General features: G+C 69.4%; 19 protein-coding genes and 1 tRNA gene. 13 read left to right on the forward strand and 7 right to left on the reverse strand.

The genetic code is table 11. The annotated features are described in order from the left end of the window. The first annotated feature begins 96 nt into the window (after positions 1 to 96). On the forward strand, positions 97 to 600 hold the full coding sequence (locus CHB84_RS07205) for a DUF3145 domain-containing protein (RefSeq protein ID WP_089300721.1): 504 nt from the start codon (positions 97 to 99) through the stop codon (positions 598 to 600). Positions 601 to 647: 47 nt separating this feature from the next. After that, positions 648 to 1,247: a hypothetical protein gene (locus CHB84_RS07210; RefSeq protein WP_141134604.1), complete on the forward strand. Its 600-nt coding sequence runs from the start codon at positions 648 to 650 to the stop codon at positions 1,245 to 1,247. A 47-nt stretch (positions 1,248 to 1,294) separates the two neighbouring features. Here CHB84_RS07210 and CHB84_RS07215 read toward each other — a convergent pair whose 3' ends face one another. From CHB84_RS07215 to CHB84_RS07235, 5 genes are all read right to left on the reverse strand, one after another. Continuing rightward, complete coding sequence (locus CHB84_RS07215; protein WP_089300723.1) at positions 1,295 to 2,527, reverse strand: beta-ketoacyl-[acyl-carrier-protein] synthase family protein; 1,233 nt, start codon at positions 2,525 to 2,527, stop codon at positions 1,295 to 1,297. Positions 2,528 to 2,696: 169 nt separating this feature from the next. Then, the gene (locus CHB84_RS07220; protein ID WP_089300724.1) at positions 2,697 to 2,942 is read right to left on the reverse strand and encodes an acyl carrier protein; all 246 of its coding nucleotides are present in this window, start codon (positions 2,940 to 2,942) and stop codon (positions 2,697 to 2,699) included. 36 nt (positions 2,943 to 2,978) lie between these two features. Next, complete coding sequence (locus CHB84_RS07225; RefSeq protein ID WP_089300725.1) at positions 2,979 to 3,950, reverse strand: beta-ketoacyl-ACP synthase III; 972 nt, start codon at positions 3,948 to 3,950, stop codon at positions 2,979 to 2,981. After that, complete coding sequence (locus tag CHB84_RS07230; protein ID WP_089300833.1) at positions 3,950 to 4,900, reverse strand: ACP S-malonyltransferase; 951 nt, start codon at positions 4,898 to 4,900, stop codon at positions 3,950 to 3,952. Before CHB84_RS07230 ends, CHB84_RS07225 begins: the two co-directional genes overlap by 1 nt. Before the next feature lie 150 nt (positions 4,901 to 5,050). Then, on the reverse strand, positions 5,051 to 6,265 hold the full coding sequence (locus CHB84_RS07235) for a PucR family transcriptional regulator (RefSeq protein WP_089300726.1): 1,215 nt from the start codon (positions 6,263 to 6,265) through the stop codon (positions 5,051 to 5,053). Positions 6,266 to 6,420: 155 nt separating this feature from the next. Here CHB84_RS07235 and CHB84_RS07240 point away from each other — a divergent pair, with 155 nt between their 5' ends. Further along, positions 6,421 to 7,188 carry a mechanosensitive ion channel family protein gene (locus CHB84_RS07240; RefSeq protein WP_089300727.1) on the forward strand — a complete coding sequence of 256 codons (768 nt, stop codon included), beginning with the start codon at positions 6,421 to 6,423 and terminating at the stop codon, positions 7,186 to 7,188. Positions 7,189 to 7,257: 69 nt separating this feature from the next. On the opposite strand, the gene aceE is transcribed toward CHB84_RS07240, so the two are convergent. Next, a complete protein-coding gene (gene aceE / locus CHB84_RS07245) occupies positions 7,258 to 10,071 on the reverse strand; it encodes a pyruvate dehydrogenase (acetyl-transferring), homodimeric type (RefSeq protein WP_425432284.1) in 2,814 nt (937 codons plus the stop codon). 466 nt (positions 10,072 to 10,537) lie between these two features. Here aceE and CHB84_RS07250 point away from each other — a divergent pair, with 466 nt between their 5' ends. The 3 genes from CHB84_RS07250 to CHB84_RS07260 all read left to right on the forward strand — a co-directional run bounded on the left by CHB84_RS07250 (position 10,538) and on the right by CHB84_RS07260 (position 11,714). Beyond that, entirely contained in the window at positions 10,538 to 10,963 is a 426-nt protein-coding gene (locus CHB84_RS07250; protein WP_089300729.1) for a DUF3052 domain-containing protein, read from the forward strand. Positions 10,964 to 11,143: 180 nt separating this feature from the next. Further along, entirely contained in the window at positions 11,144 to 11,608 is a 465-nt protein-coding gene (locus CHB84_RS07255; RefSeq protein ID WP_089300730.1) for a peroxiredoxin, read from the forward strand. A 34-nt stretch (positions 11,609 to 11,642) separates the two neighbouring features. Then, positions 11,643 to 11,714, forward strand: a tRNA-Val gene (locus CHB84_RS07260). A gap of 111 nt (positions 11,715 to 11,825) precedes the next feature. On the opposite strand, the gene moaA is transcribed toward CHB84_RS07260, so the two are convergent. Next, positions 11,826 to 12,866 (reverse strand): GTP 3',8-cyclase MoaA, encoded by a 1,041-nt coding sequence (moaA, locus tag CHB84_RS07265; protein ID WP_089300731.1) that lies wholly within the window; start codon positions 12,864 to 12,866, stop codon positions 11,826 to 11,828. Between the two features lie 75 nt (positions 12,867 to 12,941). Here moaA and CHB84_RS07270 point away from each other — a divergent pair, with 75 nt between their 5' ends. From CHB84_RS07270 to CHB84_RS07300, 7 genes are all read left to right on the forward strand, one after another. Next, on the forward strand, positions 12,942 to 13,547 hold the full coding sequence (locus tag CHB84_RS07270; protein ID WP_217898484.1) for an HAD family hydrolase: 606 nt from the start codon (positions 12,942 to 12,944) through the stop codon (positions 13,545 to 13,547). A gap of 183 nt (positions 13,548 to 13,730) precedes the next feature. Continuing rightward, positions 13,731 to 15,248: a pyridoxal phosphate-dependent decarboxylase family protein gene (locus CHB84_RS07275; protein WP_089300733.1), complete on the forward strand. Its 1,518-nt coding sequence runs from the start codon at positions 13,731 to 13,733 to the stop codon at positions 15,246 to 15,248. Positions 15,249 to 15,250: 2 nt separating this feature from the next. Beyond that, a complete protein-coding gene (locus tag CHB84_RS07280) occupies positions 15,251 to 16,639 on the forward strand; it encodes a lysine N(6)-hydroxylase/L-ornithine N(5)-oxygenase family protein (protein WP_089300734.1) in 1,389 nt (462 codons plus the stop codon). Further along, entirely contained in the window at positions 16,636 to 18,336 is a 1,701-nt protein-coding gene (locus CHB84_RS07285; RefSeq protein ID WP_245818607.1) for an IucA/IucC family protein, read from the forward strand. Before CHB84_RS07280 ends, CHB84_RS07285 begins: the two co-directional genes overlap by 4 nt. A 40-nt stretch (positions 18,337 to 18,376) precedes the next feature. After that, positions 18,377 to 20,194, forward strand: coding sequence for an IucA/IucC family protein (locus CHB84_RS07290; RefSeq protein ID WP_089300735.1), 1,818 nt, complete (start codon positions 18,377 to 18,379; stop codon positions 20,192 to 20,194). Between the two features lie 141 nt (positions 20,195 to 20,335). Next, positions 20,336 to 22,288, forward strand: coding sequence for an aconitate hydratase (locus CHB84_RS07295; protein ID WP_089300736.1), 1,953 nt, complete (start codon positions 20,336 to 20,338; stop codon positions 22,286 to 22,288). Positions 22,289 to 22,670: 382 nt separating this feature from the next. Further along, on the forward strand, positions 22,671 to 23,720 hold the full coding sequence (locus CHB84_RS07300; protein ID WP_089300737.1) for a saccharopine dehydrogenase family protein: 1,050 nt from the start codon (positions 22,671 to 22,673) through the stop codon (positions 23,718 to 23,720). The last annotated feature ends 24 nt before the right edge of the window (positions 23,721 to 23,744 follow it).

The raw sequence follows: 23,744 nt of genomic DNA on the forward strand, positions 1-23,744 counted from the left end.
GCCGAGTGCGCCTCCGCTCGATTCCACGCAGGCGGTCGAGGACGTAGGGGAAGATGCTCCTCGTCAGTCAGCAGGTTCGAGCAGCGGAGGTCAGCAGTGAGCACTCGTGGAAGTACCCGTGGTGTGGTGTACGTCCACTCGTCGCCGTCTGCGGTGTGCCCGCACGTCGAGTGGGCACTTTCCGGTGTCGTCGGATACCGCGTCAACCTTCGTTGGACGGAGCAACCGGCGGCACCGGGGCAGCTGCGCGCCGAATGTGCCTGGGAGGCAGCTCCGGGTACCGGCGGCAGGCTCGCGGCTGCGCTCAAGGCGTGGCCTATGCTGCGTTTCGAGGTCACCGAGGAGCCGAGTCGGGGTGTCGACGGTGAGCGGCTGTGTTACGTGCCCGGCCTTGGCCTGTGGCACGGGCGCACCAGCGCGAACGGTGACACCGTGGTCGGTGAGGACCAGCTGCGCGCGCTCGTGGCGGCAAGCGGGTCCAGCGAGGCCGTGGCACACAAGGTGGACGAGGTCCTCGGCGGCGCGTGGGACGAGGCACTGGAGCCGTTCCGCTACGCAGGGGACGGTGCGCCGGTGGCCTGGCTCCATCGTGTCGGGTGAGGGCATCCGCCGTGCCGATGGCGTGACGGCATCGTAGCCTCGTCCCCGTGCCAGGCAGTGTGGATCACCCGATGTCGTTCCGCTCGGTCGTCGCGGTCTTCGCGGTCATGATCGTGCTCGCCGTCGGCGGCGGCGTCCTCCTGCACGATATGTACTCCGCGGCCGACGGCTCGGCGGCCGCGCCCGACCCACCTCCCGTCCCTGTCGAGCGGGATCCCGAGGACCGGCCGGGCAGTGGCGAGGTCAGGTTGAGCGGCGACGCGGCACGGCACCCCGAGCGGGACGCCGTGCGTCGCGTGCTGCAGACGTACTTCGACGCGATCAACGAGCGGGATTTCGACCTCTGGCGGTCCGCGGTCACGTCCGAACGGTTGGGCACGACCGAGGAGGACCAGTGGATCGAGGACTTCCGGTCGACGAGGGACGGTGACATGTACGTGCACCGGATCGCGCCCGCGCGCGATGACCGGCTCCGTGTCCTTGTCAGCTTCACCAGCACGCAGGATGTCGAGGACGCTCCTGCCACGCTGCCCGAGCCGTGCATTCACTGGTGGCTGGCGTTGCCGCTGGCTGCGGGCGGGGACGGGGACGGCTGGCGGATCGACGCCGTTTCACCCGGCACCCCACCCCTGTACGAGGCGTGCTGAATGACGCTTTCAGTCCACTGCGTGGACTGAAAGCGTCATTCAGCACATCAAGGGGAGGTGAAGGCGAGGGCGACGTTGTGCCCGCCGAACCCGAAGGAGTCGTTGATCGCGATGTCGAGGTCCATCTTGCGCGGCTCACCTGCGACCACATCCAGGCTGACGCCCGGATCGAGCTCCTTGAGGTTCGTCGTCGGGGGGATGAGCCCGTGGTGGATCGACAGGATCGTGGCGATCGACTCCACGGCACCGGCCGCGCCGAGCAGGTGGCCGAGCATGCTCTTGGGGGCGGTCAGCACCGGCTGGTCCCCGACAGCCTTGCGTACCGCCACCGTCTCGGTGACGTCGCCGACCTGGGTCGATGTGGCGTGCGCGTTGACGTGCTGCACGTCCGAGGCGGCGATACCGCCGTTGCGCAGCGCGGCCTCCATCGCCTTGGCCTGCCAGGTCCCTTCCGGGTCGGGAGCGGTGATGTGGTGCGCGTCCGCGTTGGTTCCCGCCCCGGCGAGGCGGGCGTAGACCCGCGCGCCGCGCGCCTTCGCGAACTCCTCGCGCTCCAGCACGACCACACCGCAACCCTCGCCGAGAACGAACCCGTCCCGCTCGACGTCCCACGGCCGAGAGGCGTGCTCCGGGTCGTCGTTGCGGGTACTCATGGTGCGGGACTGGGCGAACCCGGCCATGGTGATCGCGGCGATACATGCCTCGGCGCCGCCTGCCAGCACCACATCGGCATCGCCGTTGCGCAGCATCCGCCACGCCCACGCCAGCCCCTCGGCCCCCGAGGCGCAGGCCGATACCGGCGCGTGCACGCCGGCACGGGCGGTGAACTCGAGGCCCACGTGTGCGGCCGGCCCGTTCGGCATGAGCATGGGAACGGTCAGCGGGGACACCTTGCGCAACCCGTGCTCCTCCAGGAGGTCATCCTGGTGCAGCAGGGTCGTCGCGCCCCCGATACCGGTGCCGATGACGACGCCGAGCCGTTCGGGCTCGACGCCGTCATCGCCGAAGCTCGCGTCCTGCCAGGCCTGCCGGGCCGCGATCAGCGCGACCTGCTCGCTGCGATCCAGACGGCGCGCTTCCACCCGGGACAGCACCTCGGTCGGGTCGACGGCGAGCTGAGCGGCGATCTTGACGGGCAGGTCGAACCGCTCGACCCAGTCCGCCTCGAGCGTCGATACACCGCTGCGCCCGGACAGCAGGCCCTCCCACGTCGACTCGACGTCCCCGCCGAGCGGCGTGGTAGCGCCGAGTCCGGTCACTACGACGTCGCTTGAACTCATGCTCGTCCTTCCCGCACGAATGGTTGTGCCCCGGGGTCACCGGGATCTGGCTGGTCGTCGTCGACCCGGGAACCTGTCTCGACCGTCGCCGGTCCACGGGCTACCGGGCCGGAGTGCGCGGCTGATGTCCCGTCCCCGGCGGGGCGGAGGTCTCAGCCGGGACCACCCGCTACTTGGAGTTGGCCTGGACGTAGTTCACGGCGTCGCTGACAGTCTTCAGGTTGGCCAGCTCGTCGTCCGGGATCTTCACCCCGAACTTGTCCTCCGCCTGTACCGCGATCTCGACCATGGACAGCGAGTCGATGTCGAGGTCGTCCACGAACGACTTGTCCGAGGTGACCTCGTCCTTGGCGACGCCGGCGACCTCTTCGATGATCTCCGCGAGCCCCGCAGTGATCTCCTGGTTGTCAGCCACTTGTTGATCCTTTCGGTTTCTTCTTCCTTACACGCGCTAGGGCGCGATGATGACCTGCCCAGCGTAGGAAAGTCCCGCGCCGAACCCGACAGTCAGTACCACATCCCCGCGCCGCACCTGGCCCTTGACCCGCATATGGTCGAGCGCCATCGGGATGGACGCCGAGGAAGTGTTGCCCGAGTAGGCGATGTCGTCGGCGACCACCATGTCCTCCCGCGCGCCCTGGACGCGCATCCGCTTCGCGATGGCCTCGACGATGCGTAGGTTCGCCTGGTGGGGGATGAGTACGTCGATGTCGGACGCGGACAGGCCGGCAGCCTCCACGGCGCGCAGCGCAACCGGGGCGATCTTGGTGGTCGCCCACCGGAACACGGACTGACCCTCCTGGTAGATGTACCGGTGGTCGCGCATGTAGATGGTGTCCACGAGGTCACCTGCGCTTCCCCAGCTGACCGGGCCGATCTCGGCCTCCTCCGACGGGCCGACCACCATCGCCCCGGCACCGTCGGCGAAGATGATGACGTTCGCGCGGTCGTAGGGGTCGACGACGTCGGTGAGCTTCTCCGCGCCGATCACGAGCACCTTGCCCGCCGAGCCTGTCCGGATCAGGTCGGAGGCGAGCCCGAGCGCATAGCAGAACCCGGCACAGGCGGCGTTGACATCGAACGCACCCGCGGCTGGGATGCCGATGCGGTCGGCGACCTGCGCGGCGGCGTTGGGGATCGGGGACGGCATCGTGCAGTTCGGCACGATGACCGTGTCGATCTCGCCCGGCTCGAGCCCGGCGTCCTCGAGGGCAAGCGAACCGGCCTGCACGGCCATGTCGACAAGGGAGATGTCCGGGCCGGCGAACCGGCGCTCGACGATCCCGACCCGTTCCTGGATCCACTGGTCGTCCGTGTCGAGATACTTGGCGAGATCGTCGTTGCTGACGATCGTGTCCGGCTGCATGCTCGCCACCCCGAGGATGCGGGTGGCCGCAGCGCCGGTGAGCTGAGTCAGGGCCATCAGGTCGCCACCTCGGAGAGCAGGGAGGACACGGAGTCGATGTCGGCAGGCGTCTTCACCGCGACCGTGCCGGTCACGGTGCCCTTGAGCTGACGCTTGACCAGTCCCGTCAACGTTCCGCCGGGGACGAGCTCAACGGTACTGGTCGTGCCGAGCGTGGCCAACGTGTCCATGGTCAGGTCCCAGCGCACCGGCCGGGTGACCTGCTCGACGAGCCGGTCGAGGTACTCGGCCCCGCTGCCGACCACCGCGCCGTCGGCGTTGGACAGCAGTGGCCGCACCGGGTCCGAGGTGGGCACGCTCGCCGCGTGCTGAGCGAGGGCCTGCTGCGCGGGTTGCATGTACCGGGTGTGGAACGCGCCCGCGACCGGAAGCCTGCGAACCTTGGTCCCCTCGAGCGGCTCGGCCACGATCCGCTCGATCGCGGCGGCCGAGCCGGAGGCCACGATCTGGCCTGCACCGTTGCGGTTGGCCGCGACGAGCCCGTTCCGTTCCAGCCAGTCGGCGACGTCGTCCGGGTCGCCGAGCATGACCGCGGCCATACTGGTCGGCTCGAGCGCGCACGCCTTGGCCATCTCGGCGCCGCGGACCGCGGCCAGCGCGACGGCGTCGTCATGGGCGAGTACGCCCGCGACAGCTGCGGCAGCGAGCTCGCCGACCGAGTGGCCCGCGACGGGGGAGCCGGAGGGCAGCGCACCGCGACGGTCGAGCTCGGTGGCGCACAGCAGGGAAGCGGCGACGATCAATGGCTGGGTGACGGCCGTGTCCTGGATCTCGTCGGCATCGGCCTCGGTTCCCAGCCGGACCAGATCCAGTCCCGCTCGCTCGGACCAGTGCCGCAGGCGCGCACGCGCGTCCTCGTCGTCGAGCCAGGGGGTGAGCATTCCGGGTGTCTGGGAGCCCTGTCCGGGCGCAAGCACGGCGGTCACTGTCACTCCTTCAGAAAACATGCTGAGCGAGGTTCCGGGGGATGCTGTCATGTACGAAGTCATCGGGCCATTTTTGGAGGGTCTCTCCAAAGGCGGGTGGCCGGCTCGGGGATCGTGGTGCAGGTCACTTGTCGGATTCGTCCATTAGGCGGTGTGCAACCGAGGGGGTAGCTATACGGGGCCCCTGGTGTGCGGCAGCCTGCCGAGGATCAGTGCGATCCGCAGCACGAGCGCGTCGCGCGGGTTGGACGCGTCCCTGCCGGTCAGCTCGGCCGCCCTCTTGAGCCGGTAGCGCACGGTGTTCGGGTGGACGAACAGCGTGCGCGCACAGACCTCCAGAACGCCCCCGACCTCCAGGTAGGTGGTGAGGGTCTCGATCAGGGCCGTACCCGAACGTTCCAGGGGGTCGACGACGGTGTCGATGAGCTGCCGCTCGGCCTCCGCGTCGCCTGCGAGGGCACGTTCCGGGAGCAGGTCGCCCGCGCGGACCGGGGACGGTGCCGACGGCCAGCCGGAGACCGCTCGAAGCCCGGACAGCGCCTCGGACGCGCTGATGTACGCCTCGGCAAGGCTGGGCATCGTCGGTCCTGCCACGGCGGGTCCGTCGCCGAACGCCTCCGCGATCCGCGGCAGGACCTCGCGGTCGCGGCCGGAGCGCACGGTGCCGCCGCCGATGATCACGACGAGGCGGGAGCCCTGCACGCCGACCAGCACGGGCCGGTCCATACGGGATGCCTTGCCGCGGACGGTGGACACGATGGTCGGCGGGTCCTCGGCGGGTGCGTGGCCGACGATCACCGTCGCGGCCGCGTCCGGGTCCCAGCCGAGCGCCGAGGCGCGCGACAGAAGGGACTCCTCGGCGTCCCCCCGGACGATCCCGTCGACGACGAGGGCCTCCAGCCGCGCGTCCCAGGCGCCACGACTCTCCGCGGCCGCAGCGTAGGTGGTCGCGGCCGTGAAGGCGATCTCCCTGCCGTAACGCAGGATGCCCTCGGTCAGGACGCGACGCTCGCACTCGTCGGCGGCGAACGTCGGCAGGTGCTCTTCGAGGACCTCCGTGGCGATCCGGATGAGGTGCACGGTGTGCCGCAGGTTGATCCACCGGGACAGCTCCGGTGGTGCTTCCCGGAACGCTTCGGTGGTCAGTTTGAGCGCATCGGCCGGGTCCCTGAGCCAGCCGATGAACCCGGCCACCCCGGTCTGGGTGATGAACAGGACGCTGGCTCGCTGGTCGGCAGGCATGCGGGAGAACCACGGGAGATGCTCTTCCATGGCGGCAACGCTCTTGGCGGCGAGGTCGCCGGAGGCTCGTTCGAGGTTGTGCACGGTGCTCGCCGAGAGGCTGAGCTGCGAGCGCCCGGACTGGTCGGCGCGATTTCCGCTCATGGCTACCACAATCCCACGCCCCGATCCGGCCCGGCTGACGGTGCTCCGCCTGCCGATATCACTCACCCGTGGCACCGTGTCGAGTTGCCGGCCCCCCGCGCCCTGGCGAATGATCGTCGGACTACAGGCATAGTGCCAGGACAAGGGAGGAGACTGTGATGGACCAGCTCAGAGATGGGTTGGGTGACGCGTGGAGTGTGGTGACCACGTTCGTTCCCAAGCTCGTCTTCTTCTTGATCATCCTACTGATCGGGTGGTTGATTGCGAAGGCTGTCGCCAAGGCGCTGACCCTCGTACTCGGCAAGCTGGGCTTCTCGAGTCTCGTCGAGAAGACGGGGCTGTCCGGGACGCTCAGCCAAGCCAATATCGACGCCGCGTCGCTGATCGCGAAGCTGGCGTACTTCTTCATCCTGCTTATCGCGCTGCAGTTGGCCTTCGGCGTGTTCGGGCCGACCAATCCGGTGAGCGAGCTTCTCAACGATGTCATCGCGTTCTTGCCACGCGTGCTCGTGGCGATCGTGCTGGTGATCGTCGCTGCCGCCATCGCGAAGATGGTGCGTGACCTGGTGAACTCGGCGCTGGCCGGCCGCCCGGCCGGTTGGCTGCTCGGCATGGTGGCCTACTGGTTCATCATCGCGCTGGGCATCATCGCCGCGCTCAACCAGGTGCAGATCGCGACAACGGTGACGACGCCGGTGCTGATCGCCGTGCTGGCCACGGTAGGCGGCGTGATCGTCGTCGGCTTCGGCGGCGGTCTCATCAAGCCGGCGCAGGAGCGTTGGGCCGCCTGGCTGGACAACATGCAGAGCAACCTCAGCTCTGGTGGGCAGGCCCAGGCAGGCCAGCGTTCGGGCGCCCAGTCGGGTCAGGAACAGTCGGGTCAGGAACCCCCGACCCCACCGCAGGGCACCACTCCGCGCTGAAGAATGAGCTGAATGACGCTTTCCCTCCACATGACGGAGGGAAAGCGTCATTCAGCGTTCTCAGCCTCCTCAGGCTTCGTCGGAGGCGGCCTCCGGAGTGCCGGCGGCGAACACGTCGTCGATCCGGTACCGGCCTGCCGCCTCGGACAGCGTTTCGTGCGGGATGTCGCCACGTCGTGCGAGCGAGGAGAGCGTGGCGACCACGATCGACTCCGCGTCGACGAGGAAGTGCCGCCGTGCGGCCGGGCGGGTGTCGGAGAACCCGAAACCGTCCGTGCCGAGGGTGTACATCTCGTTCGGCACCCATGGCCGGATCAGGTCCGGTACCGACCGCATCCAGTCGGACACCGCGACGATCGGCCCGCTCGTGCCGGTCAGCGCCCGGGTCACGTACGGCACCCGCGGCTCGTCATCGGGGTGCAGCAGGTTGTCCCTGTCGATCTCCACAGCCTCCCTGCGTAGCTCCGACCACGAGGTCGCCGACCACACGTCGGCGGCGACGCCCCATTCGGAAGCCAGCATCTCCTTGGCTCGCAGCGCGTCCGGCATGGTGACGCCGGAGACGAGGATCTGAGCTCGCGGACCCTCGATGTCGGCCTGGGTGTAGCGGTACAGGCCGCGCAGCAGGCCGTCCACGTCGAGGTCCTCCGGCTCGGCCGGCTGCTGGTAGGGCTGGTTGTACACGGTCAGGTAGTAGAAGACGTTCTCACCGTTGCCGTCCGGCCCGCCCTCGCCGTACATGCGGCGCAGACCGTCTCGCACGATGTGGGCGATCTCGAACGACCACGCCGGGTCGTAGGCGACCACGGCCGGGTTGGTCGTGGCCAGCAGCTGCGAGTGCCCGTCAGCGTGCTGGAGCCCTTCGCCGGTGAGCGTGGTGCGCCCGGCGGTCGCGCCGAGGACGAACCCTCGGGCCATCTGGTCGGCCGCGGCGTAGAAACTGTCGCCGGTGCGCTGGAACCCGAACATCGAGTAGAAGATGTAGATCGGGATCATCGGCTCGCCGTGCGTGGCGTACGAGGTGCCGATCGCGGTGAAGGAGGCAACCGACCCGGCCTCGTTGATGCCCTCGTGGAGTAGCTGGCCCGTCTCGCTTTCCTTGTAGGCCAGCATGAGCTGGGCGTCCACCGAGGTGTAGATCTGACCCTGCGGGTTGTAGATCTTGGCGGTGGGAAACATCGAGTCGAGCCCGAAGGTGCGGGCCTCGTCCGGGATGATCGGCACGATTCGCTCGCCGATCTCGGCGTCCTTGGCCAGCTCGCGGACCAGCCGCACGAACGCCATCGTGGTGGCGACCTCCTGCTTGCCGGAACCCTTACGGATACTGTCGTAGACCGCATCGCCGGGAAGGACGAGCGGCTTCGCCGTGGAACGCCGCTCGGGGAGGAAACCGCCGAGGGTGCGGCGCCTGCCGATCATGTACTCGATCTCCGGTGACTGCTCGCCAGGGTGGTAGTACGGGGGCAGCTTCGGATCACGATCGAGCTGCTCGTCACTGATCGGGATGCGCTGGGCGTCGCGGAAGAGCTTGAGGTCGTCGGTGGTCAGCTTTTTCATCTGGTGCGCGGCGTTACGCCCCTCGAAGGAGGCACCGAGGCCGTAGCCCTTGATCGTGTGCGCGAGGATCACGGTCGGCTGCCCGTGATGCTCCAGTGCCGCCTTGTAGGCGGCGTAGACCTTGCGGTAGTCGTGGCCGCCGCGTTTGAGGTTCCAGATGTCCGCGTCGGAGTACTCCTTGACGAGGTCCTTGGTGCGCGGGTCGCGCCCGAAGAAGTGCTCACGGACGTAGGCGCCGTCATTGGCCTTGTACGTCTGGAAGTCGCCGTCCGGCGTCGTGTTCATCAGGTTGACCAGCGCGCCGTCCCGGTCGGCGTGCAGCAGCGCGTCCCACTCGCGGCCCCAGACCACCTTGATGACGTTCCAGCCCGCACCGCGGAAGTACGCCTCCAGCTCCTGGACGATCTTTCCGTTGCCACGGACGGGGCCGTCGAGGCGCTGCAGGTTGCAGTTGATGACGAAGGTGAGGTTGTCCAGCCCTTCGCCGGAGGCGACGTGGATCAGGCCGCGCGACTCCGGCTCGTCCATCTCGCCGTCCCCGAGGAAGCACCACACGTGCTGGTCGTCGGTGTCCTTGATGCCGTGCGCCTTGAGGTACCGGTTGAACCGGGCCTGGTAGATCGCGTTCATCGGCCCGAGACCCATGGAGACCGTCGGGTACTCCCAGAAGTCGGGCATCAACCTGGGATGGGGGTAGGAGGGCAGGCCGCCCCCTTGGCCGGCGTGCGAGTGCTCCTGCCGGAACCCGTCCAGCTGGTCGGCGGTGAGCCTGCCTTCGAGGTACGCGCGCGCGTAGATGCCGGGGGAGGCGTGCCCCTGGATGAAGATCTGGTCGCCACCGCCGGTGTGATCCTTGCCACGGAAGAAATGGTTGAACCCGACCTCGTAGAGTGCCGCCGAGGAAGCGTAGGTGGAGATGTGCCCGCCGACCTCGACACCGGGACGTTGGGCACGATGCACCATCACTGCGGCGTTCCACCGGATGAACGCGCGGTACCGGCGTTCGACCTCCTCGTCGCCGGGGAACCACGGCTCGTTCTCGGTCGGGATGGTGTTGACGTAGTCGGTAGCGGTCAGCGGAGGAACTCCGACGTTGCGTTCCCGCGCGCGTTCGAGCAGGCGCAGCATGAGGAACCGGGCACGCTGCTGGCCTCCGTGCGCGAGGGCGGCATCGAAGGAGTCCAGCCATTCCGAGGTCTCGTCCGGATCGATGTCGGGCAGGTGCGCCGCCATGCCGTCGCGGATGACACGGACGCGTTCCGGGGCCCGCTGGGGGGTTGCCTCCTGGCCGCTGACGCCTCGACCGTTCGAACTGTGCTGGGGCAAGGGATCTCCTAGCCTGGATTGTGCGGGTGTGGTCGTTCTCATTGTCTCGCGCACAACATCGCCGTGTTCGGCGGTCGCGCACGCGCTACTCCGCCATCGTTACATGCCGTCCGGTCCCGTGGCGCCCGGAATGGGCGCCTACTCAGGAGTAATCTCAGGTCATTGATCGCGCCGCCTTTTCCGCAGCGCACAGACTTGCTTGTGAACCCCTCGTGCCGCGTTCCCGTCCAGTGTGCCCACGGCTCGTGCGCCATCCGGTCACCGGCGAGCGGGATGCCGCAGGATCTCCTCGGCGCAGCGTGTACGGCCCTGCCGCGGCGGTGCGGAATGAGCCCTCCGGGTGGGGATTTTCCGTGCACGCAGTGTTGGTGGTTGCGCATCCGGCCTCGTCGGTGTTCGCTGAACTTGGACGGAGTTCGCTTCGCGGTACGTGGGTGCCGCACCGACAGATGGAGGATTAGCAGTCGTGGTCGCCGCGGGAGACGTTGACAAGAACAACGTCGCCGACAGGCTCGGTATCGAACCGGACATGGTGGTCCAGGAGCTCGGATGGGACGAGGACGTCAACGACGCCGTGCGCGCCGCCGTCGAGGAACGCATCGGCGGTGAGCTTCTCGACGAGCACGCCGATGACGTCATCGACGTGGTGCTGCTGTGGTGGCGTGACGGGGACGGCGACCTGGGCGACGCCCTGGTCGACGCTCGTGGGCCACTCGACGAGAACGGTGTGATCTGGGTGTTGACGCCCAAGACGGGGCAGCCAGGGCACGTCGAACCAGCAGAGATCGCAGAGGCGGTCCCCACGGTCGGGCTGTCACAGACATCCAATGTCAGTCTGGGCCAGGAATGGACGGGGTCGCGGCTGGTCCCCCCGCGACAGTCGCGCCGGTAGAGTTCCCGTGGGCTGCTGCCCTACGGGCGAGTGCACATCGATAGGCTGGCCCGGCAGGCGGAGGTCCCGAGCCGGGTCCGGCGGGCCCGTGGCGGCACGGGTTCCACGGCGTGCTGGTGGCGCTCTCGGCGGGCAGCCGGCTCGGCAGATGAATCGAACCCAGCGCGAGAGGATACTCGAATGGCCGTCGAGGTTGGCTCGAATGCCCCGGACTTCACACTCAACGACTACAACAAGCAGCCCGTGACGTTGTCGGACTTCCGTGGCGATAAACCGGTGTTGCTGGTGTTCTACCCGTTCGCCTTCAGCGGCATCTGCCAGGGCGAGCTGTGCCAGCTCCGTGACGAGTTCGCCGACTACGACGGCAAGGGCGTGCAGGTCATCGGCGTGTCGGTGGATACGCCGTTCTCCCTGAAGGCCTGGGCGGAGCAGCAGGGCTACCAGTTCCCGCTGCTGTCGGACTTCTGGCCGCACGGCGAGGTCGCCAAGGAGTACGGCGTGTTCAACGAGAAGGCAGGCCTGGCCGTGCGAGGTACCTTCCTGATCGACACCGACGGTGTCGTACGCTATGCGGAGGTCAACGAGCCCGGCCAGGCGCGTGATCAGCAGGCGTGGAAGAAGGCGATCGCGGACCTGGCCGCGTAGTCGGTTACGGTGCTCCGGGAACGGGGCACCGCCCGGGCGCATAGCTCAGCGGAAGAGCACTTGCCTTACAAGCAAGGGGTCGCTGGTTCGAACCCAGCTGCGCCCACCGGGACGGACAGATCAACGGGGTAACGGTCGCTTCCGAGTAACTGTGAGACGTTCCGGCGGTTATCACGCACCTTGTGTCGCACGGACCCGGCAGCGTCGCCGCGGCGGGTCACCCCCCGATGTAGGACATCTCGACCTTGGGGCGTTGCGCGGTCTCCGCGGTACGAAGCTCGGAGTAGCGGTCCGCGCGTATCCGCCAGATCGACCGGAGCCGCTCATCCAGGTCGGCGTCGCTGGCGCCGTCGCGCACCAGTGCACGCAGGTCATGACCCTTGGTGCCGAACAGGCAGGTGAACAGCTCACCCTGCGCGGAAAGCCGCGCCCGCGTGCAGGTACCGCAGAACGGCTGGGTCACCGAGCTGATCACACCGACCTCACCCGCACCGTCGGCGTAGCGGTACCGCTGCGCCACCTCGCCGGAGTAGGCAGCGTCCACGGGTTCGAGCGGCCACGAGGCGTGAATGCGGTCGACGATCTCGCGGGCGGGCACGACCTCGTCCAGCCGCCAGCCGTTGGTGGTGCCGACATCCATGTACTCGATGAAGCGTACGACCCTGCCGGTCTCCCTGCCGTGCGCGGCGAGTCCCAGAATGTCGTCGCCGTCGTTGAGCTCGCGCTTGACCACGGCGTTGATCTTGATGGGGGACAGGCCGGCCTCCTCGGCAGCTGCCATCCCGTCGAGCACGCGTTCCAGGGGCACCGGGGTGTCGCTGATACTGGCGAACCGTTCGGGGTCGAGCGAGTCCAGGCTGACCGTGACACGTGACAGGCCGGCATCGCGCAGCGAGCGGGCCTTGGACCGCAGCAGCGAGGCGTTGGTGGTCAGGGCGATGTCGGTGATGCCGTCGACGCCGGCCACCATCTCCACGAGGCGTTCCAGCTCGGCACGCAGGAGTGGTTCACCGCCGGTCAGGCGGATCTTCTTCACCCCGATGCCTGCGAACGCCCGCACCAGTCTGGTGATCTCCTCGAAGCTGAGCAGCTCCTCGCGCGGCAGGAAGGCATGCTGCGGCCCGAAGATCTCACGAGGCATGCAGTAGCGACAGCGGAAGTTGCAGCGATCCGTGACTGAGATGCGCAGATCCCGCAGCCCGCGACCCAGTTGGTCGGACGGCTGGGTGGCGCCACTGGTGCCGGTCGGCGTGTCCATGGGCTCTCCTAATCCTCGATGTCACCGTCAACGGTAGGCCCTACCGGCGACAGCGACCACGTTACCCTTCCCTACGTGCACGCTACCGTCTTCGACCTCGGAGGAGTACTCCTCGACTGGAATCCGGAGTACCTGTACAGCTCCCTCATCCCGGACGCGGCCGAGTGCCGGTACTTCCTGACGGAGGTGTGCCCGCGGGAATGGAACGCCGAGCTGGACGCCGGTCGCGACTGGGAGGAGGCGATCGCCGAGCGGTCCGAGCGGTTCCCCGACTACGCCGAGTTGATCGCCGCCTATCACCGGCGTTGGGACGAGATGATCGCCGGTCCGATCCCCGGAATGGTCGAGGTGCTCGACGAGCTGCGGTTGGCGGGCGTGCCGCTGTACGTGCTCAGCAACATCTCCGCGGCGAAGTGGCGGGACGCTGTGGCGCGCTGGGGCTTCCTCGGCCGGCTGCGGGGAGCCGTGGTCTCCGGGCAGGAAGGGGTCGTCAAGCCGGACCCGTCGATCTACCGCACGCTGCTCGAGCGGTACGGGCTCGAGCCGGAACGTACGTTCTTCACCGATGACCTGCCCGGCAATGTCGAGGCCGCACGGGCGTGGGGTATCGACGCCGAGCAGTTCATCGATGCCGCGACGTTGCGCGGCCAGCTGGTCGATCGCGGGCTGCTGCGCGGCTGAGCGGCACCCGGCGTCGCAGGTCCGCCGAGTGCGGGGCCCTGCAGTGGCCGTGGTCGTTTCCCTGACCCGGGCCCGTGACGGTCATCGTCGCCTGAACGAGTGCCTGCCACGAGTTGAAGGCTAACCTTGCCTATACTAGGTTAGCCTAACTTAAAATGATCTTCTCGTCGTGGGAGCGAAGGTATGTCGGTCGATGTGAACGCGGGATCGCCCGGCGAGGCCGGGGTTACCGAGCCACCCCCGCCGGTCGCCGGTTCCGAGCCGGCAGGCGGGCATGCGGGACCGGCACGGTTGTCCGCGCTGGTCGACACCGCTGTCCAGGCCATCGCTACGGGCACCGCCGAGCGCGGTGGACCCGCTCCCGCCCGCGAACCGTGCGCGCTGGCCGAGCAGGTACGCGACACGATGGGAGAGGCCTTACCGGAGCTCGGCACCGGCGCCGAGGAGGCGCTCAGCTGTCTCACGCGGATGCTGGCCGCGGGCTCCGTCGACCCCTCCGACCCGGCGTGTGCCGCCCACCTGCACTGCCCGCCACTGGCGGTGGCCGTCGCCGCGGATCTCGTCAGTGCCACGCTCAACCCCTCGCTCGACTCGTGGGACCAGGCGCCCGCGGCCACCACAGTGGAGACTGAGGTCGTCGCCGCGCTCGCGGAGCTGGCAGGCTACCGGCCCGAGCGCGCAGCCGGGGTGCTGACCGGGGGCGGCACCGAGTCCAACCTCATGGGCCTTGGGCTGGCCAGGGACGCCGCGTTGCGCGAGCGTGCCGGTGTGGGACCGGCGTACGAGGGCGTCAGCGGTCCCTCCTGCCGGATGCGGGTGTTCTGCTCCGCGGCGGCGCACTTCTCCGTGCAGCGCAACGCCGCGCTGCTCGGACTGGGCGAGGCGTCGGTGACCGCGGTGCCTGTCGACGACCGGCACCGCATGGACACCGCCGCGCTCTGCCGTGCGCTACGACGGTGCGAGGACGCTCCCGCGGTCATCGTCGCAACCGCGGGCACGACCGACCTCGGCGCGATCGACCCGCTGCCCGAGGTTGCCGAGTTGGCGAACGAGCACGGAGCCTGGCTGCACACCGATGCCGCCTACGGCGGTGGTGCACTGCTGTCCGAGGGGCTCGCCCCCCTGCTCGACGGCATCGCCCTGAGCGACTCGATCGCCCTCGACCTGCACAAACTGGGCTGGCAGCCGATCGCGGCCGGGGTGTTCCTCGCAGGCGAGGGCTACGCGATGGAGCCGCTTGCCCGGCGCGTGGCCTACCTCAACCCCACCGACGACGAGCTCGCAGGCTACGACGGGCTGCTCGGGCGGTCGCTGCGCACCACCCGGCGCGCCGACGCCTTCAAGATCGCTGTGACCATGCGTGCGCTGGGCAGGCGCGGGCTCGGCGAGCTCGTCGACCGGTGTCACGCGCTGGCACGGTATATCGCCACGCAGATCGCGAGCCACCCGGCGCTGGAGCTGGCCGCGGACCCCGCACTGACCACAGTGGTGTTCCGCTACCGGGCGTTCGGCAACTCGGACAGGGTCAACGCCGCGCTGCGGCGCCGCCTGCTGCGGCGCGGCCGTGCCGTGGTGGGACGCACCGAGCTGTCCGGCGAGGTGTGGCTCAAGCTCACGCTGCTGCACCCGGGTGCCGCGCGTTCCGATGCCGACGCCCTCCTCAACGAGATCGTGATCGCAGGAACCGAGGAGGACGGGTAGGCATGCGACCGGCAACCGAGTACGACCTCGTCGGTATCGGCATCGGCCCGTTCAACCTCGCGCTGGCGGCGCTCGCGGACGGCGCGGGGAGCACGCGGACGCTGTTCCTCGAGCAGAGCGAGCGGTTCTCCTGGCATCCCGGGATGCTGCTGGAAGGCACCGTGTTGCAGGTCCCGTTCCTTGCGGATCTCGTCAGCCTCGTCGACCCCACCAGCCGGTGGTCGTTCCTGAACTACCTGCGGGAACACTCCAGGTTGTTCCCGTTCTACTTCGCGGAACGGTTCCACGTCCCGCGCCAGGAGTACGACCACTACTGCCGGTGGGTGGCCGAGTCCCTGCCCAGCTGCCGGTTCGGCTCCCGCGTCGAGCAGGTGAGCTGGGACGCGGAGACCGAGCGGTTCCTGGTGGGCTACCACGATCTCCCCTCGGGGCAGCGCAGCACGGTTGCCGCCGGCAACGTGGTGATCGGGGTCGGCACAGCACCGGCGACTCCGTCCGCCTTCCACGGGCTGGCCGGCGAGGACATCTTCCACTCGAGCCGCTACCTGGACAGCAGGTCCCGGCTGCGGGGCGCGCGAGACATCACGCTGGTCGGCTCCGGCCAGTCCGGCGCGGAGATCTTTCTCGACCTGCTGCGCGAGCAACCAGCACACGGGTGGCGGCTGCGGTGGCTGGCACGGACGCCTGCGTTCGCGCCGATGGAGTACTCCGAGCTCGGCCTCGAGCACTTCACCCCGGACTACACCGAATACTTCCGGAACCTGCCCGCGGAGACCCGTGCGCGCTTGGTTCCCGAGCAGTGGCAGCTCTACAAGGCGATCAGCGACGAGACGATCAGCGACATCTACAACCTGCTCTACGAGCGCGGGATCGGCGGCCAGTGGCCGGACGTGACACTGGCACCGAACGTGGAGGTCCTCGCGGCGACAGCGGCCGGGTCATCCGGTTACCAGCTGGTGTGCCGCCAGCGGGAGCAGCAGCGGGACTTCACGCTCAACACCGACCGTGTCGTGCTGGCCACCGGGTACGAACCGCGCGGCGCAGAGTTCCTGCGACCGGTACGAGACCTGGTCGACTGGGACGAGCACGGCAGGTACCGGGTCGACGGTGACTACCGGGTGGCGCTGGACGCGCAGGTGACCGGCGGGCTGTACGTGCAGAACGCGGAGATGCACAGTCACGGTGTCGGCGCGCCCGACCTGACCCTCGGCGCGTGGCGCGCGGCCAGGATCCTGAACGACGTCGCGGGCCGCCCCGTGTACTCGTTGCCGGAACGGGCGGCGTTCACCACCTTCGGGATACCCGCCGACGCGGCAGGAGCCGCAGGCGCAGGCGAGCCCGGTAGCACCGCCTCCGGCATCCCGGTCGCACGACAAGGAGGAACACCGTGACCGTGCCGCCGTCCACGCACGCCGACGCCGCACCGGAAGGGGACTGGACCGGGCAGGCCGAGTCGGCAGCATGCAACGCGCTGCTGCGCTGCTGGGTGCGCGAAACCGGGCTGCCGCTCCCGGACGCCGGTCCGGTCACGATCGATTTGCCTGCCAGCGGCACGCGGCTGGAGGCAGGCGTCGTGTACCGCTCGCATGCGGGTTTCCACCGGTTCGAGGCCGTGCGCTTCCCATCGGGGCAGCCGGTCGGTGCCGCGACGCTCGCCGCGTTACTCGTCACCGAGTCGGTGGCGGCACGCGGGGGAGGCCCGGCCGCGGTGACCGAGCTCGTCGCACGGGTATCCGACTCCACGCAACGCATCGCGAGCTTTCTCGCCTCCCGCGCCGCCACGGCAGGCGATCCGGGCCGCACGCCGTTCCTCGAGGGCGAGCAGGCGCTGGTACTCGGGCACCCGCTGCACCCGGCTCCCAAGAGCAGGCTCGGGCTGTCCGAGTCGGAGGCCTGCCGGATCTCCCCGGAGCTGCGGGGCCGGTTCCCGCTGCACTGGTTCGCCGCCGAGCGGTCCGTCGTGGCCGCTGAGGGCGACGCGCACGGATGGCTGGCCCCCTTCGCGCCCGAGACCCCGGAAGGGTATGTGCCGGTGCCCGCCCATCCCTGGCAGGCACGCGAGCTGATGAGCCGACCCGGTGTGGCGGGGCTGTTCGCCGGTGGCGCGCTGCGCGACCTCGGCCCGTACGGGCCGAGGTGGCACCCGACCGCCTCGCTGCGCACCGTGTACTCGCCAGGGGAGCGGGTGATGCTCAAGCTCTCCCTCGGGCTGCCCATCACCAACTCCAAGCGGGAGAACCTGCGTGTCGAGCTGCGGCGCGGGGCGGAGATCGACCGGCTGCTCGACGCGGGGCTCGATGCCGAGCTGGCGCGGCACCATCCCACCTTCGGCATCGTCCGCGACCCCGCCTGGCTGGCCGTGGACCCGCCTGACGGCGCAGGCCGTCCGGAGAGCGGGCTGGAGGTCGTGGTGCGCTCCAACCCGTTCGGCCCTGCCGACCGGGTGTGGTGCGTGGCCGGGTTGCTGGCCGAACGTCCAGATCTCGGTCGTGCCGAGATCACACGCGTGATCGACGCACTGGCCGCGCGCACCGGCACGGGCACGCAGGACGTCGCCGAGGAGTGGTGCGCGCGGTACTTCGACGCCGTCATCGCCCCGGTGCTGTGGCTGTACCGGCACTACGGGCTCGGTCTCGAGGCCCACCAGCAGAACACCCTCGTCGCGCTGGACGACGACGGCTGGCCGTGCGGCGGTTGGTACCGCGACAACCAGGGCTACTACATCTCGCAGTGGCGGGCGGGAGAGCTGGAGCGACTGCTGGCCGGAGCCGGGACCGCGGGCGACAACCGCTGCGCCGACGAGGTGATCGACGAGCGGCTCGGCTACTACGTCGGTATCAACAACCTGCTCGGTCTCGTCGGCGCGTTCGGCTCGCTCGTCGGGTGCCGGGAGCGGCCGCTGCTCGAGCTGCTGCGCGACCGCTTGCGCTCGTTCGGCGACCTCCCCGTGGCCACCGCGCTGGCGGACGCGGCCAGCCTGCGCTGCAAGGCCAACCTGCTGACCCGGGTGGACGGGCTGGATGAGCTCGTCGGCCCATTGGAGACGCAGTCGGTGTACTGCGACATCCCCAACGCGTTCGCGGGATGAACCGGAACGCTCAGCCCCTCACCGACGCAGAAGGAGACCGATGTCCGTGACCGTCCCCCGTTCGCTCAACGAGCACACCTGGCACCTGGCCGGTAAGGAGTTGCTGGCCAAGACGCTCGGCGAGCTCTCCTACGAGTGCTTGCTCAGCCCTGAGCCGGTGGCAGGGGACACCTACCGGCTCGACTTGCCCGGCGGGGTCTCGTACCGGTTCGCCGCGCGCCGCGGTGCGTTCGGCGACTGGCGCGTGGACCCGGACCGGATCGAGCGGGTAGCAGGCGAGGGCAGCGAGGCGGCGAGCGACCCGCTCCTGTTCCTGCGGGAAGCCCATGACGTGCTGGGGATCAGCGGGAACACGGCGGGCCACCTGGCCTGCGAGCTCACCGCCACGCTCGCGGCCGACGCGCGGCTGCGCGACTCGGGGGTACCCGCGGCGAGCGAGCTGGCAGAGCTGCCGTACGCCGAGCTCGAGGGGTACCAGACGGGGCATCCGTGGCTGGTACCGAACAAGGGGCGGATCGGCTTCTCCGCAGGCGACACCGAGCGGTACGCGCCGGAGTCACGGCAGCCCGTCCGCCTGCCGTGGATCGCCGTGCACCGCTCGCTCGCCGACTACCGCGCCGTCGCGGGCCTGGAGCGGGAAGCTTTGCTCGCGGGCGAGCTCGACGAGGACACGCGGCACCGGTTCACGGCGGCGCTGGCAGGCCACGGTGTGCCGCCGGAAGAGTACGAGTGGCTGCCGGTGCACCCGTGGCAGTGGGACGAGGTGGTCCTGCCGGTGTTCGCGGCCGATGTCGCGCACAAGCGGATCGTGCCGCTCGGCGAGGCGCCGGACCGCTACCGGCCGCAGCAGTCGATCCGCACGCTGAGCAACACCGATCACCCGCGGCGGCACCACGTGAAGGTCCCGCTGTCGATTCTCAACACGCTCGTGTGGCGTGGCCTGCCGACCGAACGCACGGTCGCCGCCCCCGCGGTGACCTCATGGGTACTCGGGCTCGCCGAGTCCGATCCGTTCCTGCGGGACGAGGCCGACGCGATCCTGCTCGGCGAGGTGGCCTCGGTCGCGGTGCGGCACCGGGACCTCGAGGACATTCCCGGGGTGCCGTACCAGTACCGCGAGCTGCTCGGCGCGATCTGGCGCCGGCCGCTGGACGAGCGGCTGCGCGCGGGCGAGCGCGCCCGGACGCTGGCCTCGCTGCTGTACGTCGACGGCAACGGCGACGCGTTCGTGGCCGAGCTGGTGCGCCGGTCCGGGCTGGGCGCACAGGAGTGGTTGTCCCGCCTGTTCGCGGCGCTGCTCCCGCCGTTGCTGCACTTCCTGTACCGGTACGGCGTTGTGTTCTCGCCGCACGGGGAGAACACCATCGTGGTGTTCTCCGGCGAGGTCCCGGAGCGCCTTGCCGTGAAGGACTTCGTCGACGACGTCAACGTCAGCGCGACCGGCGTCGACGAGCTGGCGAGCATGCCTGCCGATGTGGATTCCGTGTTGCTGCGCGAGCCGCCCGAGTTCCTGCGGCAGTTCATCCAGAGTGGCCTGTTCGTCGGTCACTTCCGCTACCTGGCTCCGATCGTCGAGCGGTGCCTCGGGGTCGGCGAGGACCGGTTCTGGGAACTGGTCGCCGACGAGGTGCTCGCCTACCAGAAGCGCTTCCCGGAGCTCGCGGATCGCTTCGCGCTGTTCGACCTGTTCACTCCCGAGATCGACCGGCTGTGCCTCAACCGGAACAGGTTGCTGCTCGACGGCTACCGTGACCGGCCGGAGCGCCCGCACGCGGCGGTGCACGGCACCGTGGCCAACCCTCTGTACCACGCCGTGGCACGCCACCGGCCCGCAGGCGGTGTCGGTAGCAGCGCGTGAGCCGGTGACCCGCGGCGGGGCAGGCCCGTACCACCTCGCGGGACCCGATCGGGCGAGTGGCCGGTGTGCCTCGGCCGGTGTGATGCGCGGATACTGGCCGTGGAATGGTTGAAGCCACCGCACCGGGGGTATACAGAGGACATGGCACGCAACGTCGCGCAGAAGGTCATTGCCGCGCACCTGATCAGCGGCAGCATGGAGCCGGGCGAGGAGATCGCGCTGGCCATCGATCACACCCTCACCCAGGACGCGACGGGGACCCTGGTGATGCAGGAGCTCGAAGCGCTGGGGCTGGACAGGGCGCGGACCGAGGTCAGCGTGCAGTACGTCGACCACAACCTGCTGCAGACCGACGAGCGCAACGCCGAGGACCACACCTTCCTGCACTCGGCGTGCTCGCGGTACGGGCTGTGGTTCTCCAAGCCGGGCAACGGGGTATCGCATCCTACGCACATGCAGCGCTTCGGTGTGCCGGGGAAGACCATGGTCGGGTCCGACTCGCACACGCCTGCCGCCGGCTCACTCGGCATGCTCGCCATGGGCGTCGGCGGCCTCGAGGTGGCCATGGCCATCGCCGGGCGGCCCCTCTACCTGCGCATGCCCGAGATCTGGGGGGTGCGCCTGACCGGATCGCTTCCCCCGTGGGTCTCCGCCAAGGACGTGATCCTGGAGATGCTGCGGCGGCACACGGTCGCGGGCGGCGTCAACCGGATCATCGAGTACCACGGCCCCGGGCTGGAGGGCCTGTCGGCGATGGACCGGCACGTGATCGCCAACATGGGTGCCGAGCTGGGGGCAACCACCACGATCTTCCCCGCGGACGAAGCCGTACGCGAGTTCCTCGATGCCGAGGACCGCGCGAGCGACTTCGTGCCGATCGCGGCCGACGAGGGCGCGACGTACGACGTCACCGAGGAGATCGACCTGTCCTCGCTGGTGCCGCTGATCGCCAAGCCCTCCGCCCCGGACAACATCGTGGAGGTCTCAGAGGTGCAGGGCACCGAGGTCAGCCAGGTGGTGATCGGCTCGTCGGCCAACCCGGGGCTGCGCGACTTCGCCGTCGCCGCGGCGATGGTGCGGGGGCGGCAGACCCACGACGCGATCAGCTTCGACGTCAACCCGAGCTCGCGGGAGATCTTCGCCGACCTCACCAAGATGGGGGCGACGTTCGACCTGATCTCCGCCGGAGCTCGTATCCACCAGGCGGGCTGCATGGGGTGTATCGGCATGGGGCAGGCACCCGCGGTGGGGCAGAACTCGCTGCGTACCTTCCCGCGGAACTTCCCGGGCCGTTCGGGCACCAAGGAGGATTCGGTGTGGCTGTGCTCCCCGGAGACAGCCGCCGCCGCCGCGCTGACCGGTGTCATCACCGATCCGCGTGAGCTCGCCGAGAAGCTCGACATGGACTGGCCGCGGCTCGAACTGCCTGCGCGGGCGTCGGTCAACACCGACATGCTCGTGCCGCCCCTTCCCGCCGAGGAGGCCGCCCGCGTCGAGCTGGTCAAGGGACCGAACATCTCGGCGTTGCCCGACTTCCCGCCGTTGCCCGACCGGATCGAGGCGCCGGTCCTGCTCAAGGTCGGGGACAACATCTCCACCGACGAGATCTCGCCAGCGGGAGCGCGCGCCTTACCGTACCGTTCCAATATCCCCAAGCTCGCCGAGTTCACGTTCGTCCCTGTCGACGAGACCTACCCCGAGCGGGCTGCCCAGCTCGCAGGCGGCAGCGGGCACATCGTGATCGGCGGCGAGAACTACGGGCAGGGCTCCTCGAGGGAGCACGCCGCCATCACACCGCGTCACCTGGGGCTGCGCGTGGTCATCGCGAAGTCGTTCGCGCGGATTCACTGGCAGAACCTCGCCAACTTCGGGATCCTCGCTCTCGAGTTCCTCGATGCCGCCGACTACGAGCGCATCGGGTCAGGGGACAAGCTGGTGCTCGAGTCGGCCCGCGAGGCGCTGCGCGCGGGCGACGAGCTGACGATGCACAACGTGTCCCGATCGGAGAGCTACCCGCTGCGGCACCGCCTGTCGCAGCGCCAGGTCGACAGCGTGCTCGCGGGTGGGATGATCCCGTTGCTCGCCCGTTCGTGACGCGGCCGGTCCCCGGTCGCGCGTTTCCCGCTCCGTGTGGTCCCTGCGGAGCGGGAAACGCCAGGCTCCCGACCAGTACGAGCCCCCAGACCGTCAAGCCGTGCAGCAGGCCGCCGGACACGCCGCGGACACCGGAGAGCCGGCCGGCGACGAGGCCGGCGATCACGGCGCCCCAGCGAATCAGTGCCGGGTTGTACGGCTGTTCGTTCGGTGCCACGGCTACCACCTGCCTTCGCAGTGACTGACTCGATGGCGCCAACCGGATACCCGGTGCCAATCATGACGAAACGGCACGCCCGGACGTGCGCGTAGACGTGGAAGTCGTGCGGCGTTAGTGTTACTCATTGGTAACGGTAATTCGAGTCGGGCAGGCTGGTGACACATGGCGTGGATGATCTATGGAGCGAGTGGACACACCGGTCATCTGGTGACGGAGCTGGCTGCCGCGCGCGGGCTGCGCCCGGTCCTCGCCGGGCGCAGCGCACAGCGGCTGCGGCCGATCGCCGACCGGTTCGGCCTCGAGTACAGGGTGTTCGACCTGGCCGCTCCTGCCGCGATACGTGCAGGGCTGCGCGGGATCGACGCCGTGGCGCACTGCGCGGGCCCGTTCTCGGCGACCGCGCGCCCGATGGTCGACGCGTGCCTTGCCGCCGGGGCCCATTACCTCGACATCACCGGCGAGATCGATGTCTTCGAGGACGTGTACGCGCGCCATGCCGAGGCCGAACGCGCGGGGGTCGTGCTGTTACCCGGCGCAGGCTTCGATGTCGTCCCGACCGACTGCGTCGCAGCGGTCCTCGCTGGGCGGCTGCCGCAGGCGAACTATCTCGACCTGGCGTTCAGCGCGCACGTCGCGCTCGGGCCGGGGACGGTGAAGACCGTCATCGAGGGTGCCGGCGATGGTGGCCGCGCGCGCGTCGACGGCACGCTCCGTCACGTCGCGCTCGGGCACAAGCGGGTCACGGCAGCGTTCCCGGCAGGAGAGCGGGTCGTGACGGCGATCCCGTGGGGTGATGTCAGTTCCGCGTACCGCTCCACCGGGATTCCGAACATCACGACCTACACGGTGGTGCCGGGCGGAACCGTGCTCCCGGCGTTCCAGCGGATCGGCGCCCCGCTGCTGCGTCGGGCCACCGTGCAGCGCGCGGCCTGTTCCGTGGCCGACCGTGTCGTGCGGCGCGGGGCCGAGCTGGACTCGCGGGGCGGGTCGCAGGTGTGGGGGGAGGCCCGTGACCCGTCGGGCGACCGCGTCGCGATGACGCTGCGCGGCCCGAACGCGCTACCCCTCACAGCGGACAGCGTGGTCCGGAGCGCGGAGCGGCTGGCAGCCGGAGCGGTTCCGCCGGGTGCGCACACCCCGTCCACCGCGTTCGGTGCGCGCTTCGCCGCCGAGCTGGACGGCGTCGAGCTCGGTGAGCCGGTCCAGACCTGACGTAGGACGCCGACGCCTCGAGGG

Source organism: Haloechinothrix alba (genome assembly GCF_900188115.1).
In the GTDB taxonomy this organism is placed as follows: Bacteria; Actinomycetota; Actinomycetes; order Mycobacteriales; family Pseudonocardiaceae; genus Haloechinothrix; species Haloechinothrix alba.

Coding starts and splice junctions, on each gene's coding strand:
- CHB84_RS07215 (WP_089300723.1), bottom strand. CDS start 2,527: ATGAGTTCAAGCGACGTCGTAGTGACCGGACTCGGCGCTACCACGCCG.
- CHB84_RS07225 (WP_089300725.1), bottom strand. CDS start 3,950: ATGGCCCTGACTCAGCTCACCGGCGCTGCGGCCACCCGCATCCTCGGG.
- CHB84_RS07230 (WP_089300833.1), bottom strand. CDS start 4,900: ATGTTTTCTGAAGGAGTGACAGTGACCGCCGTGCTTGCGCCCGGACAG.
- CHB84_RS07235 (WP_089300726.1), bottom strand. CDS start 6,265: ATGAGCGGAAATCGCGCCGACCAGTCCGGGCGCTCGCAGCTCAGCCTC.
- CHB84_RS07255 (WP_089300730.1), top strand. CDS start 11,144: ATGGCCGTCGAGGTTGGCTCGAATGCCCCGGACTTCACACTCAACGAC.
- moaA (WP_089300731.1), bottom strand. CDS start 12,866: ATGGACACGCCGACCGGCACCAGTGGCGCCACCCAGCCGTCCGACCAA.
- CHB84_RS07275 (WP_089300733.1), top strand. CDS start 13,731: ATGTCGGTCGATGTGAACGCGGGATCGCCCGGCGAGGCCGGGGTTACC.
- CHB84_RS07280 (WP_089300734.1), top strand. CDS start 15,251: ATGCGACCGGCAACCGAGTACGACCTCGTCGGTATCGGCATCGGCCCG.
- CHB84_RS07290 (WP_089300735.1), top strand. CDS start 18,377: ATGTCCGTGACCGTCCCCCGTTCGCTCAACGAGCACACCTGGCACCTG.
- CHB84_RS07295 (WP_089300736.1), top strand. CDS start 20,336: ATGGCACGCAACGTCGCGCAGAAGGTCATTGCCGCGCACCTGATCAGC.
- CHB84_RS07300 (WP_089300737.1), top strand. CDS start 22,671: ATGGCGTGGATGATCTATGGAGCGAGTGGACACACCGGTCATCTGGTG.